General features: G+C 72.8%; 16 protein-coding genes. 10 read left to right on the top strand and 6 right to left on the bottom strand.

From position 1 onward, the window contains the following. Positions 1–39: 39 nt before the first annotated feature. The gene (locus tag LN037_RS22270; protein WP_230757042.1) at positions 40–177 is read left to right on the top strand and encodes a hypothetical protein; all 138 of its coding nucleotides are present in this window, start codon (positions 40–42) and stop codon (positions 175–177) included. A gap of 85 nt (positions 178–262) precedes the next feature. On the opposite strand, the gene LN037_RS22275 is transcribed toward LN037_RS22270, so the two are convergent. After that, positions 263–2,077, bottom strand: a complete 1,815-nt coding sequence (locus LN037_RS22275) for a S9 family peptidase (RefSeq protein WP_230757045.1) — start codon at positions 2,075–2,077, stop codon at positions 263–265. 87 nt (positions 2,078–2,164) lie between these two features. On the opposite strand from LN037_RS22275, the gene LN037_RS22280 reads away from it, so the two are divergent. Together LN037_RS22280 and recR are read left to right on the top strand one after the other, a co-directional pair. Beyond that, on the top strand, positions 2,165–2,488 hold the full coding sequence (locus LN037_RS22280; protein WP_230757499.1) for a YbaB/EbfC family nucleoid-associated protein: 324 nt from the start codon (positions 2,165–2,167) through the stop codon (positions 2,486–2,488). A gap of 5 nt (positions 2,489–2,493) precedes the next feature. Beyond that, positions 2,494–3,123, top strand: a complete 630-nt coding sequence (gene recR, locus LN037_RS22285; protein WP_230757048.1) for a recombination mediator RecR — start codon at positions 2,494–2,496, stop codon at positions 3,121–3,123. A 42-nt stretch (positions 3,124–3,165) separates the two neighbouring features. Here recR and LN037_RS22290 read toward each other — a convergent pair whose 3' ends face one another. Continuing rightward, complete coding sequence (locus tag LN037_RS22290; protein WP_230757050.1) at positions 3,166–4,167, bottom strand: helix-turn-helix transcriptional regulator; 1,002 nt, start codon at positions 4,165–4,167, stop codon at positions 3,166–3,168. 64 nt (positions 4,168–4,231) lie between these two features. On the opposite strand from LN037_RS22290, the gene LN037_RS22295 reads away from it, so the two are divergent. Next, positions 4,232–5,368, top strand: coding sequence for an epoxide hydrolase family protein (locus LN037_RS22295; protein ID WP_230757052.1), 1,137 nt, complete (start codon positions 4,232–4,234; stop codon positions 5,366–5,368). 45 nt (positions 5,369–5,413) lie between these two features. On the opposite strand, the gene leuA is transcribed toward LN037_RS22295, so the two are convergent. Further along, positions 5,414–7,207, bottom strand: coding sequence for a 2-isopropylmalate synthase (gene leuA, locus LN037_RS22300; protein ID WP_230757500.1), 1,794 nt, complete (start codon positions 7,205–7,207; stop codon positions 5,414–5,416). Positions 7,208–7,502: 295 nt separating this feature from the next. Here leuA and LN037_RS22305 point away from each other — a divergent pair, with 295 nt between their 5' ends. From LN037_RS22305 to LN037_RS22325, 5 genes are all read left to right on the top strand, one after another. After that, entirely contained in the window at positions 7,503–7,856 is a 354-nt protein-coding gene (locus LN037_RS22305) for a hypothetical protein (protein WP_230757054.1), read from the top strand. Positions 7,857–7,937: 81 nt separating this feature from the next. Then, positions 7,938–9,203 carry an aspartate kinase gene (locus LN037_RS22310; RefSeq protein WP_230757056.1) on the top strand — a complete coding sequence of 422 codons (1,266 nt, stop codon included), beginning with the start codon at positions 7,938–7,940 and terminating at the stop codon, positions 9,201–9,203. A 9-nt stretch (positions 9,204–9,212) separates the two neighbouring features. Beyond that, complete coding sequence (locus LN037_RS22315; RefSeq protein WP_230757062.1) at positions 9,213–10,265, top strand: aspartate-semialdehyde dehydrogenase; 1,053 nt, start codon at positions 9,213–9,215, stop codon at positions 10,263–10,265. Positions 10,266–10,350: 85 nt separating this feature from the next. After that, on the top strand, positions 10,351–11,844 hold the full coding sequence (locus LN037_RS22320; protein ID WP_308286175.1) for a catalase: 1,494 nt from the start codon (positions 10,351–10,353) through the stop codon (positions 11,842–11,844). Positions 11,845–11,976: 132 nt separating this feature from the next. Continuing rightward, positions 11,977–12,456 (top strand): Dps family protein, encoded by a 480-nt coding sequence (locus tag LN037_RS22325; protein WP_230757064.1) that lies wholly within the window; start codon positions 11,977–11,979, stop codon positions 12,454–12,456. Positions 12,457–12,536: 80 nt separating this feature from the next. Here the strand turns inward: LN037_RS22325 and LN037_RS22330 are convergent, their stop codons facing one another. After that, the gene (locus LN037_RS22330; protein ID WP_230757067.1) at positions 12,537–13,454 is read right to left on the bottom strand and encodes an NAD-dependent epimerase/dehydratase family protein; all 918 of its coding nucleotides are present in this window, start codon (positions 13,452–13,454) and stop codon (positions 12,537–12,539) included. A gap of 97 nt (positions 13,455–13,551) precedes the next feature. Between LN037_RS22330 and LN037_RS22335 the strand changes: the two genes are divergently transcribed. Continuing rightward, complete coding sequence (locus tag LN037_RS22335; protein WP_230757070.1) at positions 13,552–14,112, top strand: TetR family transcriptional regulator; 561 nt, start codon at positions 13,552–13,554, stop codon at positions 14,110–14,112. 1 nt (position 14,113) lies between these two features. Here the strand turns inward: LN037_RS22335 and LN037_RS22340 are convergent, their stop codons facing one another. Together LN037_RS22340 and LN037_RS22345 are read right to left on the bottom strand one after the other, a co-directional pair. After that, entirely contained in the window at positions 14,114–14,863 is a 750-nt protein-coding gene (locus LN037_RS22340) for an HpcH/HpaI aldolase family protein (RefSeq protein WP_230757072.1), read from the bottom strand. Between the two features lie 10 nt (positions 14,864–14,873). Beyond that, positions 14,874–16,727, bottom strand: a complete 1,854-nt coding sequence (locus tag LN037_RS22345; protein ID WP_230757075.1) for a S9 family peptidase — start codon at positions 16,725–16,727, stop codon at positions 14,874–14,876. Positions 16,728–16,857: the final 130 nt, after the last annotated feature.

A 16,857-nucleotide genomic window follows, 5' to 3' on the forward strand; every position in this document is an offset into this window, starting at 1 on the left:
GACATCCCGCCGCCCCCGTAACCGCCGGAGGACGACGAGGTGACCGAGGAGGACATGTACGCCGAGGCGCACGCCGACCCCGGCGGCGGCGAGCGCGTCGCGGCGCGCAATCCCGACGACGCCGCGATGGAGCTGCTCACCCAGCACCTCGGCGCCCGCCGGGTCGACGGGCGCTGAGGCGCCCGCCGCGCCGCGAGGTGCACGTCAGGCACATCCGGTCGCCCGGGACGCTGCCTGACGGCACCTTCGCGGCACGCGTGACTCAGCCCAGGACGCGCCCCAGGAAGTCGATGGCCCGCGGGTACGCGTCGAGCCGGTTGGCGCGCTTGGCCAGCCCGTGGCCCTCGTCGTCGTAGACCACCAGCTCCACCTCGACGCCGTTCCCACGCACGGCGGCCGCGACCTGCTCGGCCTCCGAGAGCGGCACCCGCGGGTCGTTGGCGCCGTGGATGACGAACAGCGGGGCGCGGACGTCGGTGATCCGGTTGAGCGGGGAGGCCGACTCCAGGAACTCCCGGTCGCGCTCGAGCGAGCCGTACTCCCGCTCGCGGTGCGCGCGGCGGTACGGCGAGGTGTTCTCCAGGAACGTCACCAGCGACGAGATGCCGACGATGTCGACGCCGGCCGCCCACCGCTCGGGCTGGAACGCGACGCCCGCGAGCACCATGTAGCCGCCGTACGAGCCGCCCCACAGCGCCGAGCGCGCCGGGTCCAACCCGAGCTGCGGCAGGAACTCGTGGATCGCGGCGAGGTCGGCGACCGAGTCGAGCCGACGCTCCACGTCGTCGAGCGAGTACCAGCGCTTGCCGTAGCCGACCGACCCGCGCACGTTCGGGACCAGCACGGTGTGTCCCTGCGCGACCAGCGCCTGTGTGATCGGCGAGAACGAGCGGACCGACTGCCCCTCCGGCCCGCCGTGGATGATCAGCACGCTCGACCCGGTGGGCGCGGCGGGGGCGTAGACGAAGCAGGGGACGGTCTCGCCGTCGGGCGTGGGGATCCCGACGCTGGTCGGGGTGACGAGGTCCAGACCGTCGAGGTCCTCGGACCACGACGCGACGGTGCCCGTGCGCCCGGTCGCGGCGTCCACGAGCACGACGTCCGCCGCGACGGTCGGCGACGTCCACGTCAGCGCGAGGCCCTGCGAGTCGGCCGACCATCGCGGCAGCGTGAGGAAGTCCCCCACCCCGACGCCGGGTGTGACCACGTCGCGCAGGTGCGCGCCGCTCTCCGCGTCGTGGATCGCGAACCGCGAGGACCCGTCGTCGTCGGTGACGACCAGCAGCAGCCGACCGTCGGGGGAGAGCCGCCCGGAGACGTCGTGCGCGTCGTCCGTCACCAGGTAGGAGACGTTTCCCGGGAACGACGCGGTCGGGTCCAGCCGGGCGATGCCCGTCCGGTCGCGCCCGGCGTTCGTGGTGACGAGCGCGGCCGAGGAGTCCGGCAGCCACTGCAGGCCCCCGAAGATGGCCGGCTCGTCGGCGGAGGTCACCTCGGTGGTCCCGCTGCCCGAGAGCAGCAGCACCTGGGAGCTCAGCGCCGACGTGCCCGGCCGCGTCATCAACGCCGCCGACCCGTCCGGCGCCACCGCTGCACCCCCGACCATGCCGCCGCCGTCGTAGAGCACCGTCTCCTCGCCGCTCGCCACCTGGCGGAGCACGAGGTCGAAGTCGACGCCGTTGCGGCGGTTCGTGGCGTAGACGACGCGCCCGTCGTCGAGGATCTCGGCGAGGGAGTGGATGTAGCGGGGGTCGCGGACGAGCGGCTCGAGGTCGTCGGTGCCGAGGGGAGCCTCGACGTCCTCGGGGCGCAGCAGGGAGAGCTGGGCGCGCTCGTCGCCGTCGGTGTCGTGCGAGACGACGATCGTGCGGGGCTCGACGCCCTTGAGGTAGCGCCCGGAGCACGCCCCCGGCAGCGCGGTCAGCGGGCGGCGGCTGCCGTCGGGCGCCAGCTCGACCAGCTGCACCGTGCCGGAGGTGTCGTCGCCGGCGAGGACCCGGCCGTCGGCCGCCACGTCGAAGGCCCGCCACGTGCGGGCGGACAGCAGGCGGGTCACGAGTTCGGCGGTGTCGCTCACGGCCCCACCCTGCCAGCCGGAACCCGCGGCCGTCGTCGGGAACGGGAGACGCCCTACCCTGGGGGTGTGCAGCCAGGACAGCCGGACATGCCCGACATGGGTGCCCTCCTCCAGCAGGCCCAGGCCATGCAGGAGCAGCTCATGAACGCCCAGGCCGAACTGGCGGAGACCGAGGTGACCGGCCAGGCCGGCAACGGCCTCGTCACCGTCACCCAGACCGCCGCCGGGGAGATCCGCGGGATCACGATCGACCCGAAGGTGGTGGACCCGAGCGACGTCGAGACCCTGCAGGACCTCGTGCTCGGCGCGCTCGCCGACGCCGCCGACGCCGCGCAGCAGCTCCAGGCCGAGAAGATGGGCCCGCTCGCCGGTGGGCTGGACATGGGCGGCGGCCCGCAGTTGGGGATGTAGCGAGCGTGTTCGAAGGCCCGGTCCAGGACCTGATCGACGAGCTCGGCCGGCTCCCCGGGATCGGGCCGAAGAGCGCCCAGCGCCTGGCGTTCCACCTCCTCGGTGCCGAGGAGGCCGACATCACGCGCCTGCAGGACGCGCTCGGCAAGGTGAAGGCCGGCGTCGTGTTCTGCGAGGTCTGCGGCAACGTCAGCGAGAAGCAGCGCTGCCGCATCTGCGCGGACGCCCGACGGGACGCGACGCTCGTCTGCGTCGTCGAGGAGCCCAAGGACGTCATGGCCGTGGAGCGCACCCGCGAGTTCCGCGGGCGCTACCACGTGCTGGGCGGCGCGCTCGACCCGATGGGCGGCATCGGGCCCGACCAGCTCCGCGTCCGCGAGCTCCTGCGCCGCATCGGCGGCCAGCCCACCGAGGGCGGGGAGCAGGAGCCCGAGATCAGCGAGGTCATCCTCGCGATGGACCCCAACACCGAGGGCGAGGCGACCGCGACCTACCTCGTCCGGCTGCTCCGGGACTTCCCGGGCCTCACGGTGACGAAGCTGGCCAGCGGCCTGCCGATGGGCGGCGACCTCGAGTTCGCCGACGAGCTGACCCTGGGGCGGGCGCTCGCGGGGAGGAGGCCTACGGCCTTGTGAGTACTTGTGACGGTCATACCCGTCACAAGTACTCACGGGTGTTCACCTCGTGGCCCGCGCGTACCGGGCCGCGAGGGTGCGGACGTGCTCGGCGAGGGCCGGCGGCTCGAGGACCCGGAAGTCCAGGTCGAGGAGCCCGACGAACACCGCGATCATCTCGAGGCTGTCCGCCCCGGTCACGAGGATCGACCGCTCGTCGTCGAGGGCCTCCACGGCCCCGACGGCGGGGTTGATGCGGGCGATCACCTCGTCCGCGGGCGCAGCGACCTCGATCCGGGCGTGCACCGCCCACCCGCTGCTGGCCACCTGCCGGACCACGAACGCGGCGTAGTCGTCGGCGGCGTGCACCCCCGGCTGCGCCGGCAGCGTCCGCGGGACGAAGCGCGCCCCGTGCGGGGGCCGCAGCCGGACCCGGTCGAGCCGGAGCGGACGCCACGACCCGTCCGCGACCTCGACGGCGACGAGGTACCAGCGCTGCTGCCAGCGCACGACGCGGTACGGCTCCACGGTCAGCGGCGGGGTCGGGGCGAGCTCGGTGCTCGCCGGGTCGACCCCGTCGTCGAGCCGGAGGCAGCGGCGGTCGCGGACCGCGGCCGACACCACCCGCAGGACGTCCGCCCCGACCTCGGGCTCCGGGTCGGTGCTCGCCGTCGTCCGGGGTCCCTCGACGGTCGAGTCGTGCAGGGCCGTCAGCTCGCGGCGCAGCCGGTCGGGCATCACCTGCTCGAGCTTGCGGAGGGCGCTCGCGCTGCTCCGGTCCACGCCCGCGACCCCCGCCGCCGCGCGGAGCCCCACCGCCACCGCGACCGCCTCGTCGTCGTCCAGGAGCAGGGGCGGGAGCGACCCGCCGGCGCCGAGCCGGTAGCTCCCCGTGCGGCCCGTCGTGGACTCCACGGGATAGCCGAGCGCCCGGAGACGGGCGACGTCGTTCCGGACGGTGCGGACCCCGACCCCCGTCCGGTCCGCCAGCTCCGGGCCGGTCCAGGACGGCCGGGTGGTCAGCAGCGCGAGGAGCGCCAGGAGCCGGGTCGAGGTCGTCGTCATCGTCGACGAGGATGGTTGGTTAACGAGGAACGATCCATACCTGGTTGCTTCCTACCGTTCTCCCATGAGCACAGCACCGGCCACCATCCGCCCCTTCACCGTCGCCGTCGGGCAGGCCGACCTCGACGACCTGCAGGACCGCCTCGCCCGCACCCGCTTCCCGGCGCCCGCGCCGGGCGACGACTGGACCTACGGGACCCCGACCGCCTACCTGCGCGAGATGGTCGAGGCCTGGCGGTCCTTCGACTGGCGGGCGGTGGAGGAGCGGATCAACCGCTTCGAGCACGTCCTGGTGGAGGTCGACGGCCGGACGGTCCACGCGATCCACGCCCGGTCCGCGGAGCCGACGGCCACCCCGCTGCTGCTCGCGCACAGCTACCCGGGGTCGTTCCTGGACTTCGTCGACATGATCGAGCCCCTCGTCGACCCGGTCGCGCACGGCGGCCGGCCGGAGGACGCCTTCCACGTCGTGGTGCCCTCGATGCCCGGCACCGGGTTCAGCCCGGCCGTCGACGAGCCCGGCTGGACGACGCGGCGGACCGCCGAGCTCTACGACCGGGTGATGCGCGGTCTCGGCTACGAGTCGTACGCCGTCCACGGCAGCGACGTGGGTGCGACCGTGGCCCGTGAACTCGGCCTGCTGGCCCCGGCCGGGCTGCTCGGGATCCACGTCCTGCAACTGTTCTCGTTCCCGTCCGGCGACCCGGCGGAGTTCGAGGGGTTCGGCCCCGAGGAGTACGCCGCCCTGGAGCACATGCAGTGGTTCCAGGCGGTGGGTGGCTACAACCAGATGAACGCGTCCCGGCCGCAGACGGTGGGCGCCCTGCTCGCGGACTCGCCGGTCGCGCAGCTGGCCTACGGCGAGCTGTTCGCGTCGTTCGGCAACGGGACGAGCCTGTTGACCCGCGACCAGGTGCTCGCCCAGGTCACGCTCGCGTGGCTGACCGACAGCGGCGCCGCCGCGGCCCGGTACTACCTCGAGGACGCCCGCGCCGCGGCCGAGCCGGCCGTCAACCACACGCCGACCGCCGTGCTCGTCTTCCCGGACGACTTCCGGACGATCCGGTCGCTCGCCGAGCGGGACAACTCCGCCGTCGTGCGCTTCACCCGGGCGACCCGGGGCGGGCACTACGCGTCGATGGAGAACCCGGCCGAGATCGTGGCGGACCTGCGGACTATGAGGTGGCCGGAGGCCTCGTGAGTACTTGTGACGGTCATACCCGTCACAAGTACTCACGGGACGAAGTCACCTCAGCGCCCGGTTCACCGCCGACACCACGGCCTTGAGCGAGGCGGTGAGGATCGAGCCGTCGATGCCGATGCCCCACACCTCGACGTCGGCGCCGGCCCCGTCGCCGACCGCGGCCTCGACGTAGGCCGCGGCCCGGGCGTCGTCGCCGGCGGCCATGGCGTGCTCGGCGTAGTCGAGGACCCGGACGTCGTAGCCGACGGAGGCCAGGGCGTCGACGAAGGCCGCGATCGGGCCGTTGCCGACGCCGGTCACCTCGTGGATCTCGCCCTCGACCTTCAGGGTCGCAGTCAGCTCGGCCTTGCCGTCGTCGTGCGTCGCGACCCGGGAGCTGACGAGCTCCAGCGGGCTGCGCCGCATCAGGTACTCCTCGGCGAAGATGTCGTACATCTCCTTGGCCGAGACCTCGCCGCCCTCGGTGTCGGTGACCTCCTGGACGCGGCGCGAGAACTCGATCTGCAGCCGCCGCGGCAGCTCCATCTGGTGCTCGGTCTTCATCAGGTAGGCGACGCCGCCCTTGCCCGACTGCGAGTTGACCCGGATGACGGCCTCGTAGGTGCGGCCGACGTCCTTCGGGTCGATGGGCAGGTAGGGGACCTCCCAGGGGTGGTCGGCCACGTCGTGGCCGGCCGCCGAGGCCTCGACCCGCATCGCCTCGAGGCCCTTGTTGATCGCGTCCTGGTGGGACCCGGAGAAGGCGGTGAAGACGAGGTCGCCGCCCCAGGGGTGGCGCTCGCCGACGGGCAGCTGGTTGCAGAACTCGACGGTGCGCCGGACCTCGTCGATGTCGGAGAAGTCGATCTGCGGGTCGACGCCCTGGCTGAACAGGTTCATGCCGAGGGTCACCAGGCAGACGTTGCCGGTGCGCTCGCCGTTGCCGAACAGGCAGCCCTCGACGCGGTCGGCCCCGGCCTGCACGCCGAGCTCGGCGGCGGCCACGCCGGTGCCGCGGTCGTTGTGCGGGTGCAGCGACAGGATGATCGAGTCGCGGCGCGCCAGGTTGCGGTGCATCCACTCGATCGAGTCGGCGTAGACGTTCGGGGTCGCCATCTCCACCGTCGCCGGCAGGTTGACGATCATCGGGCGCTCGGGGGTGGGCTCCCAGACGTCGCCGACCGCGTCGACGATCTCCTTGGCGTAGGAGAGCTCGGTGCCGGTGTAGGACTCGGGCGAGTACTGGAAGCGCCAGTCGGTGCCCGGACGCTTCTCGGCCTCGGCGCGGACCAGCTTCGCGCCGTCGGTGGCGATCTTCGTGATGCCGTCGCGGTCGGAGCGGAACACGACGCGGCGCTGCAGGATCGACGTCGAGTTGTACAGGTGCACGACCGCGGAGTGCGCGCCCTCGAGCGACTCGAAGGTCCGCGTGATCAGTTCCGGGCGGGCCTGGGTCAGCACCTGGATGCGGACGTCGGACGGCACCGCGTCCTGGGTGATGATCTCGCGGACGAAGTCGAAGTCGGTCTGCGACGCGGCGGGGAAGCCGACCTCGATCTCCTTGTAGCCCATGCGCACCAGCAGGTCGAACATGCGGCGCTTGCGGGCGGGGGACATCGGGTCGATCAGGGCCTGGTTGCCGTCGCGCAGGTCGACGGCGCCCCAGAGCGGCGCCTTGGTGATGACCGTGTCCGGCCAGGTGCGGTCCGGTACCGACACACGCTCGACCAGGTCGGCGAACGGGCGGTAGCGGTGCACCGGCATGCGACTGGGCCGCTGGGTGTTCCAGAACGGCTGGTCGGCCGGGATCTCGCCGTCGGGGTGGACGACGGTCTCGCGGATGCCGGCGGCCGGCATGTCAGGGGTGATGCTCATCAGGGTCTCCGTGCGGCGGTGCAGGAATCCCGGAGGTGTGTGGTCCGGGCCGACCGGCGAGCGCGCATCACCCGCGGCAGGGGGCCGGTCTCGGTCAGACCCCGCCGCGGCTGGGAAGGAGCAGCACGCTGAACATCGCCCGTCACGGTAGACCCAACCACCCCGGGTCGGGCAAGCGGGCGCACCCCGTGACGCGGACCACCGCTCGGCGACCACCCGGATGCGCGGTACCGGTTCGGCTTACCAGTCGGTAGTGATGCGTGCCATCATCTGCGCCATGACCCAGGACGCCGACACCGGCTCCCAGCGCAAGGCGAACACCTCGGCCGACCTGCGTGCGCTCGCGAGCAAGTCGCTCACCCTCGCCGCGTCGGTCATCAAGATCCTCTGCACGATCTTCGCCGCGATCCTCGTCATCCACATCGTGCTGACGGTGGCCTCGGCGAACCCGCAGAACGGGATCACGACGTTCTTCGCGGACGCCGCGAACAGCCTCACGCTCGGCATCGGGGACCTGTTCCTGCCGGCCAGCGAGTCGCTCAAGGTGATCCTGAACTACGGCCTCGCGGCCGTGGTCTGGCTGGTCATCGGGGCGGTCGTCGCGCGCATCCTCAACGCGCTGGCGCCCTGATCACAGGCCCGGCCCGGGCGATCTGACCTCGGCTAGGGTGGACGCGCACACGTCCACCAGAGGAGCCGGAGGTCGGTCGCCGTGGCGCTCGTCGTCCAGAAGTACGGCGGGTCGTCCGTCCAGTCCGCGGAGCGCATCAAGCGCGTGGCGGAACGGATCATGCGCACCCGCAAGGACGGCAACGACGTGGTGGTGGTCGCCTCCGCGATGGGTGACACCACCGACGAGCTGACCGATCTGGCGCTCGCGGTGCACCCGGCGCCGCCGCCGCGGGAGCTGGACATGCTCCTGACGTCGGGCGAGCGCATCTCCAACGCGTTGCTCGCCATGGCGATCAACGCCCTGGGCGGTCGCGCCCGGAGCTTCACCGGCTCGCAGGCGGGCATGATCACCACCGGCAAGCACGGCGACGCCCGGATCATCGAGGTGACGCCGGGGCGCATCTTCTCCGCGCTGGCCGAGGACGGGGTCGCGCTGGTCGCGGGCTTCCAGGGCGTGAGCGCGGACTCCAAGGAGATCACCACGCTCGGCCGGGGCGGCTCGGACACCACCGCTGTGGCGATGGCGGCCGCGATGCAGGCCGACGTCTGCGAGATCTACACCGACGTGGACGGCGTCTACTCCGCCGACCCGCGCATCGTCCCGAACGCGAAGCTGCTCGAGACCATCACCTACGAGGAGATGCTCGAGATGGCCGCGTGCGGGGCGAAGGTGCTGCACCTGCGCGCGGTGGAGTACGCGCGCCGCGAGGGCGTGCCGCTGCGGGTGCGGTCCTCGTACACCGACCAGCCCGGCACGACGATCGTCGGGTCCATCGAGGAGCTCAGCGTGGAACAGGCCGTCCTCACCGGGGTCGCGCACGACCGGTCCGAGGCCAAGGTGACCGTCGTCGGGGTGCCCGACCAGCCGGGCTTCGCCGCCCGCATCTTCCGGGCCGTCGCCGACGTCGACATCAACATCGACATGGTGCTGCAGAACATCTCGCACCTGAAGACGGGCAAGACCGACGTGACGTTCACGCTGCCGGTCAAGGACGGGCCCCGCGCGGTCGAGGCGCTCTCCGCCGTGCAGGCCGAGGTGGGCCACGAGGAGGTCATCTACGACGAGCACGTCGGCAAGGTGACCCTCGTCGGCGCCGGCATGCGCAGCCACCCCGGCGTCACGGCGACGTTCTGCGAGTCGCTCGCCGAGGCCGGCGTGAACATCGAGATGATGAACACCTCGGAGATCCGCATCTCCGCCCTGATCCGCGACACCCAGCTCGACGACGCCGTGCGCGCCCTGCACGAGGCCTTCGACCTCGGCGGCGACACCGAGGCCGTCGTCCACGCCGGCACCGGTCGCTAGGAGACCCGCATGACCACCCTCGCCATCGTCGGCGCCACCGGCGCGGTCGGCTCCGTCATGATCGACATCATCGACGCGCGCGAGACCGTGCCGTGGTCGGAGATCCGGCTCATCGCCTCGCCCCGCTCCGCGGGCAAGCGCCTCACCGTCCGCGGGCAGGAGATCGAGGTGATCGCGCTGTCCGAGGAGGCCTTCGACGGCGTCGATATCGCGATGTTCGACGTGCCCGACGAGGTCAGCGCCACCTGGGCGCCGGTGGCCGCCGCCCGCGGTGCGATCGCGGTCGACAACTCCGGCGCGTTCCGCATGGACCCCGACGTCCCGCTGGTCGTCCCCGAGGTCAACGCCGAGGCCGCGCGCACCCGCCCCAAGGGCATCGTCTCGAACCCGAACTGCACGACGCTGTCGATGATGGCGGCGATCGGGGCCCTGCACCGCGCCTTCACCCTCACCGAGCTGGTCGTCGCGAGCTACCAGGCCGCGTCCGGCGCGGGCCAGGAGGGCATCGACCGCCTGCAGGCCGAGGTGTCCGCCGTGGCGGGCAAGGACGTCGGCCACCGTGCCGGCGACGTGCGCGAGGCGCTCTCGGCCGCGGGCCTGTCCGCCGAGTCACCGTTCCCGGCGCCGCTCGCGCTCAACGTCGTGCCGTGGGCGGGGTCCTACAAGGACGGCGGGTGGAGCTCCGAGGAGCTCAAGGTCCGCAACGAGTCCCGCAAGATCCTCGGGATCGACGACCTCAAGGTGTCGGCCACCTGCGTGCGCGTCCCCGTCGTCACCACCCACGCCTTGGCGGTGCACGCGACGTTCGCCTCGCCGGTGGAGGTCGAGACCGCCCGCCAGGTGTTCGCGGCGCAGCCGTCGATCGTGGTCGTCGACGAGCCGCGCGAGGGCCGGTTCCCGACGCCGGCCGACGTCGTCGGCGAGGACCCCACCTACGTGGGCCGCGTCCGGCAGGCGCTGGACTTCCCGAACACGCTCGACTTCTTCGTGTGCGGCGACAACCTGCGCAAGGGCGCGGCGCTGAACACCTACGAGATCGCCGAGGAGCTCGTGCGTTCCTGACGGCGGGTGCCGACGGCGGGTGTCGCGGGGTCGGTGGATCGGGTAGCTCCGCCGGATCGCACTTCACCGGACGAGAGGTGACCCCGTGACCGCCGACGACCTGACCACGAACGTCGCCACCGACGACGCCGGCATCCCGGTGCAGAGTCAGGAGTTCTCCATGACGGTCGGGCCCGGTGGCCCGATCCTGCTCCAGGACCACTACCTGATCGAGCAGATGGCGAACTTCAACCGGGAGCGCATCCCGGAACGCCAGCCGCACGCCAAGGGCTCCGGGGCGTTCGGCACCTTCGAGGTGACGCAGGACGTCTCGGCGTTCACGAAGGCCGCGGTGTTCCAGCCCGGGGAGGTCACCGAGGGGATCATCCGGTTCTCGACCGTCGCCGGGGAGCGCGGCAGCCCCGACACCTGGCGCGACCCGCGCGGGTGGTCGCTGAAGCTGTACACCCGCGAGGGCAACTGGGACATGGTCGGCAACAACACGCCGGTGTTCTTCGTCCGCGACCCCATGAAGTTCCAGAACTTCATCCGCAGCCAGAAGCGCCGCGCCGACAACGGGCTGCGCGACCACGACATGCAGTGGGACTTCTGGACGCTCTCGCCGGAGTCGAAGCACCAGGTCACCTGGCTGATGGGCGACCGCGGCGTGCCGGAGACCTGGCGGCACATGAACGGCTACTCCAGCCACACCTACATGTGGATCAACGCCGCGGGCGAGGAGTTCTGGGTCAAGTACCACTTCATCTCGGACCAGGGCGTCGAGTGCATGACGCAGGACCGTGCGGACGAGATGTGCGGGATCGACAACGATCACCACCGCCGCGACCTGTTCGAGGCCATCGAGCGTGGCGAGTTCCCGTCGTGGACGCTGAAGGTGCAGATCATGCCCTTCGAGGACGCGAAGACCTACCGGTTCAACCCGTTCGACCTCACGAAGGTGTGGCCGCACGGCGACTACCCGCTGCAGGAGGTCGGGCGGCTCACGCTGAACCGCAACCCGGTCGACTTCCACACCGAGATCGAGCAGGTGGCGTTCGAGCCGAACAACCAGCCGCCCGGGCTCGGCCTCTCGCCCGACCGGATGCTGCTGGCCCGCGGGTTCTCCTACGCCGACGCCCACCGGGCCCGGCTCGGCGTCAACTACAAGCAGATCCCGGTCAACGCGCCGAAGAACCCGACGAACGCCCAGACCCATGCAGGCGCGATGCGCGTGGTGAACAGCGTCGACCCGGTGTACGTGCCCAACTCGAAGGGCAGCCCGCAGGTCCCGCAGGGCCAGGTGAACCAGGTGCCCTCCTGGTACGCCGACGGGGACATCCAGCGGGCCGCCTACGTGCAGCACCCGGAGGACTCCGACGAGGGCCAGGCGCGGACGCTGATGATGGAGGTCTGGGACGACGACGCCCGCGACCGCTTCGTCACGAACGTCTCCGGTCACCTCGCGGGCGGCGTCGGCGAGGACGTCCTCGAGCGGGCGTTCGACTACTGGCGCTCCATCGACCAGGGCATGGGCGACCGCGTCGAGCAGGCCACGCGGGAGCTCCTCGGCCAGGAGTCCCGGCAGCTCGCCCAGAGCTGACCCGCCGTCCGCCCAGGCTCGCCTCACCTATCGTGGGGCGGGTAACGGCATGGCCGGGCAGATTCCGGGCGAACCTCGTGTTGAACATTCCGTGAGCGGCCGACGCGACCGGCCGCGGGAGGAGAGAGACACATGACCACCGCGCCCATCACGAGCCCCCTGGCCGCCGAGGCGCAGGACGTCGTCGGCCGGGTGCTGCAGGAAGCCGTCGCCGACCTCACCGACCTGTCCCTGATCGGGAAGCAGGCGCACTGGAACGTCCTGGGCCGCACCTTCCGGGACGCCCACCTCCACCTCGACGAGCTCGTCGACCTGGCGCGCACGCAGACCGACGAGGTCGCCGAGCGCGCCGCGGCGCTGGGCATCTCGCCCGACGGCCGCGCCGAGACCGTGGGCAAGGAGAGCGGACTGCCGACCTTCGACGAGGGCTGGCACTCCGTCGAGGACGTCACCGCGAGGATCGTCGAGATCCTGGCCGTGCTGGTCCAGCGCCACCGCGCGCGCATCGCCGAGACCTCAGAGCCGGACCCGGTCACCGAGGACCTGCTGATCGGGCAGACGGCGAAGCTCGAGGAGGCCCACTGGATGTGGCAGGCCAAGCAGGCCGCCTGATCGCGGTGCACGACCTGGAGTGAACGAAGGGCCCCTTCCGTCGGGTAGACCGACGGGAGGGGCCCTTCGCTCGTCGCGGATCAGTACTTTGAGCCCTTCCTCGGGTCGAAGTAGTGCCCCTTCTCCAGGTCCTCGAGCAGACCCGGGCCGGTCGGCACCCAGCCGGTCAGCTCACGGGTGATCGCGTTCGTGGCCGGGCTGTCGAGGCCGAGGAAGCCACCGAGGAACCCGAAGTGCTCGTCGACCCGCTCGCGGGGGACCGACTCGACCGGCACGTCCAGGTGCCGGCCGATGACCTCGGCGATCTCGCGGAGCGGGATCCCCTCGTCGGCGACCCCGTGCAGGACCGAGCCCGCCGGAGCGACCTCGATCGCGAGGCGGAACAGACGCGCCGCGTCCTCCCGGGCGACCGCCGTCCACCGGGCCGACCCGTCGCCCGGGTAGCCGGAGACCCCCCGACGGCGGGCGATGTCGACGAGGGTCGGGACGAAGCCCGCGTCCCCGTCGCCGTGGACGGTCGGGGAGAGCCGCACGACCGAGGTGCGCAGGCGCGGGGCGAGCGCGAGGACGGCGGTCGCGGAGGCCTGCCGGCCCGCCGCCATCGACGTCGCCGCGGGCACGTCGCATTCGGTCGCGGGCCCGCCCGACGCCAGGCCGAGGATGCCGCCGGCGATGGTGAGCGCGCCGCCGTCGGGGAGGCCCTCGCCCAGGGCGGTGATCGCGGCTTGGTCCGAGGCGACGGCGTCGGCGAACCCGCCGCTGAAGGCGATGTCGTGGCGGAAGGCGAGGTGGACGACGGCGTCGGACGCGGCCGCGGCGGACCGGAGGACGTCGAGGTCGGTGACGTCGCCGCGGACGGTCGTGGCACCGGCGGCCTCGACGGCGGCGGCCGAGGCGTCGGAGCGGGCGAGCCCGGCGACGGTGTGGCCGACGGCCAGCAGTTCCGGGACGACGGCGGAGCCGATCCAGCCGGACGCACCGGAGACGAACACGCGCATGGGGATGACCTCCGAGGGGACCGAGGTCGCCGATGTCAGCGACTGACATCGACGCTACACCCTCATGTCAGAGTCTGACATCCCTAGGATCGGGCGCATGGGTCGATGGCAGCCGGGTGCGCAGGGGCGACTGCAGCAGGCGGCGATGGAGCTCATCGGCGAGCGCGGCTACGACCGGGTGACCGTCGCCGAGATCGCGGACCGGGCGGGCCTCGCCGAGCGCACGTTCTTCCGGTACTTCGCCGACAAGCGCGAGGTGCTCTTCGCGGGCCAGGACGACTTCCACGCGGTGATCCTCGAGGCGCTCGCCGGGGCGCCGGCCGGGACGGACGCACTGCCGGCCGTCGTCCTCGGCCTCGAGGCCACCGGCCGCTGGCTGGACGACGAGCGCCGGCCCGGCTCCCGGGCCCGGCAGGCGGTCATCGACGCCCATCCCGAGCTGCAGGAACGGGAACTGATCAAGCTCGCACGGGTCAGCACGGCGATGGCGGAGGTGCTGCGGGGGCGCGGGGTCCCCGACGGCGAGGCGGTGCTGGCCGCCGACGTCGGGGTCGCCGCCTTCCGGCTCGCGTTCGCGCGCTGGGTGGTCGACGACGCGCACGACCTGCCCTGGCACCTCCGCGCCGCGGTCGAGGTGCTGCGCGCGGTCGTGGCCTGAGCTATCCCTGCGCGTCGCCCAGGTGGCTGCGCGCCGCCTCCTCGAGGTGGGTGAGGTCGCTCGCGATGCTGCACCAGGTGAAGCCCTCGGCGAAGCGCCGGGACGCGACGGCGCCGCTCGGGGTGTGGATGCCGGCGATGATGCCCGCCGCCGCGCACGCGGCCCGGACGCGCTCGAGGGCCCGGTCGAAGACCTCGTCGTAGGCGGGGTCGTCCGGCGCGGCGCCGCCGAGGCCGAGGCGCAGGTCGGACGGGCCGATGTAGAGGCCGTCGACGCCGGGCACCGCGGCGATCTCCTCGACCGCCTCCAGCCCCTCGGCCGTCTCGATCATGGGCAGGCAGAGGACCCGGGCGTCGGCCTCGGCGGGCCTCGTCGGGAACCGCAGTTCCGCGCGGACCGGGCCCATCGAGCGTCGTCCCGTCGGCGGGTAGCGGCACGCGGCGACCGCGGCGCGGGCGTCGTCGGCCGAGTTCACCATCGGGATGATCACCCCGGCGGCGCCGGCGTCGAGGGCCTGGCCGATCCAGAACTGCTGGTTGTCCTGCACCCGCACGAGCCCGGCGCAGCCGCGGGCGTCGAGGGCGGTCAGCCCGTCCAGCAGGGCGCGGTAGTCGAGCAGCCCGTGCTGGGCGTCGAAGCAGACGTAGTCGTACCCGACGCCCGCCACCCGCTCCACCGCCTGCGGGTTGTCCGACAGCACCCAGTAGCCGATCGTCCGCGCGCCGCTGCGCAGCTTCTCCGCGAGAGTCACACCGGACCTCCTACCCTGGGATCGGGACCGACATGCCGAGCGCCCGGCGGACGAAGGCGATCTCGGCCGCGGTGTGGTTCAGCGTCTCGGACACCACGAGCGACCCGTGCCCGGCGTCGTAGCGCACCATCGCGTAGGGCTTCCCGCGCTCGGCGAGCGCGTCGAGGTAGTTGTCGATCTGCCGGATCGGGCAGCGCGGGTCGTTCTCGCCGGCCAGCACGAGCACGGGGGCGGCGACCTCGCCGACGTAGGTCAGCGGCGACGCGGTGCGGTACCGCTCGGGGACGTCGGTGGGCGACCCGCCGAAGAGCGACCGGTCGAAGGCCCGCAGCGGCTCCATCTCGTCCTCGTAGGCCGCGACGTAGTCCGCCACCGGCACGCCGGCGGCCCCGACGGCCCAGCGTCCCGGCTGGACGCCGAGCCCGAGCAGCGTCAGGTAGCCGCCCCAGGACCAGCCCTCGAGCACGCACGCCGCCGGGTCGGCGAGGCCGGAATCGACGGCCCAGGACTGCACGGTGGCGATGTCCTCCAGCTCGGTGGTGCCGGGCCGCCCCTCGATGGCGTCGCGCCACGCCGAGCCGTAGCCCGACGAGCCGCGGTAGTTCACGTGCACCACGGCGAAGCCCGCGTCCAGCCACACCGCGCGCACCGCCGAGTAGCGGTCCTCGTCGGCCGCCTGCGGCCCGCCGTGGATCATGAACAGGGTCGGGACCGGGCCGCTCGACCCGGCGGGCCGCGAGTACAGCGCGTGCACGTCGCCGCCGGGTCCGGGGACCCACGCGTCGTCGAGCACCACCGAGGGCACCGGCCGGTCGCCGGGCGGGGTCAGCAGCACCTCGTCGGTGCCGTCCGGGCGCAGCACGCGCACGCTGGACGGCTGCTCCGCCGAGGACCAGCCGTACTCCACCGACCCGTCCGGGCGGACGTCGGCGCCGCCGACCGAGCCGCGCGCCGTGGGCAGGTCGGTGAGCTCGCCGGTCGTCAGGTCGTAGCGGTGCAGCGTCGTGCGGCCGGCGCGGGTGTGGGCGACGATCAGCGCCGAGGCGTCGGGGTGGAAGCCCGCCGAGAGATCCCCCGGCAGGTCGATGGCGAGTTCGGTCTCGGTCCCCGTCAGCGGGTTCCAGATCAGCAGCTCGTCGCGGCCCCGGCGCTCGTGCTGCACCAGCAGCCGCGGGTCGCCGGCCACGGGCGCGAACTCGACCGGCTCGAGGCCCCGGCCCTCGCCGTCGTGCAGATCCGCCACCGCCTCGGCCCCGGGCAGACGCAGCACCCGGATCGCCGGGTGGCGCGAGTCGCCGTGCTCGGAGTGCGAGATCGCGAGCAGCGTCTCGTCGCGGGAGAGCGCGCCGATCCCGGCGTCCTCGGTGTGCGTGTAGACGGTGCGCAGCGCGGCGTCACCGACCTGCACGGCCAGCGTCGACCCGTCGTCGGTCGACCAACCGATCGCCGTGGTGGTCGCGCCGAGGTCGAGGCCCGCGGGATAGCCGCGCCCGGCGCCGGGAACCGCGGGCGCGACGGGCTCGTCGGACGGGGCGAACGGCTCACGCACCCACGTGCCGAACTCGTCGCCGTCGGTGTCGTCGAACCACCAGATCCAGTCGCCGTCGGTCGAGACCGTGGCGCCGCGGGTGCCGTTGGGGCGGTCGGTCACCTGCCGGTGGGCGCCGGTGGCGCGGTCCCAGGCGTAGACCTCCCAGGTCCCGCTGGCGTTGGAGGAGTAGACGCTGCGCTCCGGGGCGTCGCGGGCCCAGTCCGGCACCGAGATACGGGCCGCGGTGAAGCGGCCGCGCCACCGGGCCTCGGCCTCCGGGTCGGCGAACAGGGCCTCGGGGACGTCCACGGCGGGATCGCGTCGGGTCTCCACCCCCGAGATCATGCCCCTCCCGGTCGACCGCCGGCCGACGCCGGACCCCCGGTAGCGCGTACCGGGGGATCCGTGTGCGCAGTTCCGCACCGCCACGGACTGGCGAGTACGCCCCGGAAACGGCAAGTTT

Source organism: Actinomycetospora soli, from assembly GCF_021026295.1.
GTDB lineage: Bacteria > Actinomycetota > Actinomycetes > Mycobacteriales > Pseudonocardiaceae > Actinomycetospora > Actinomycetospora soli.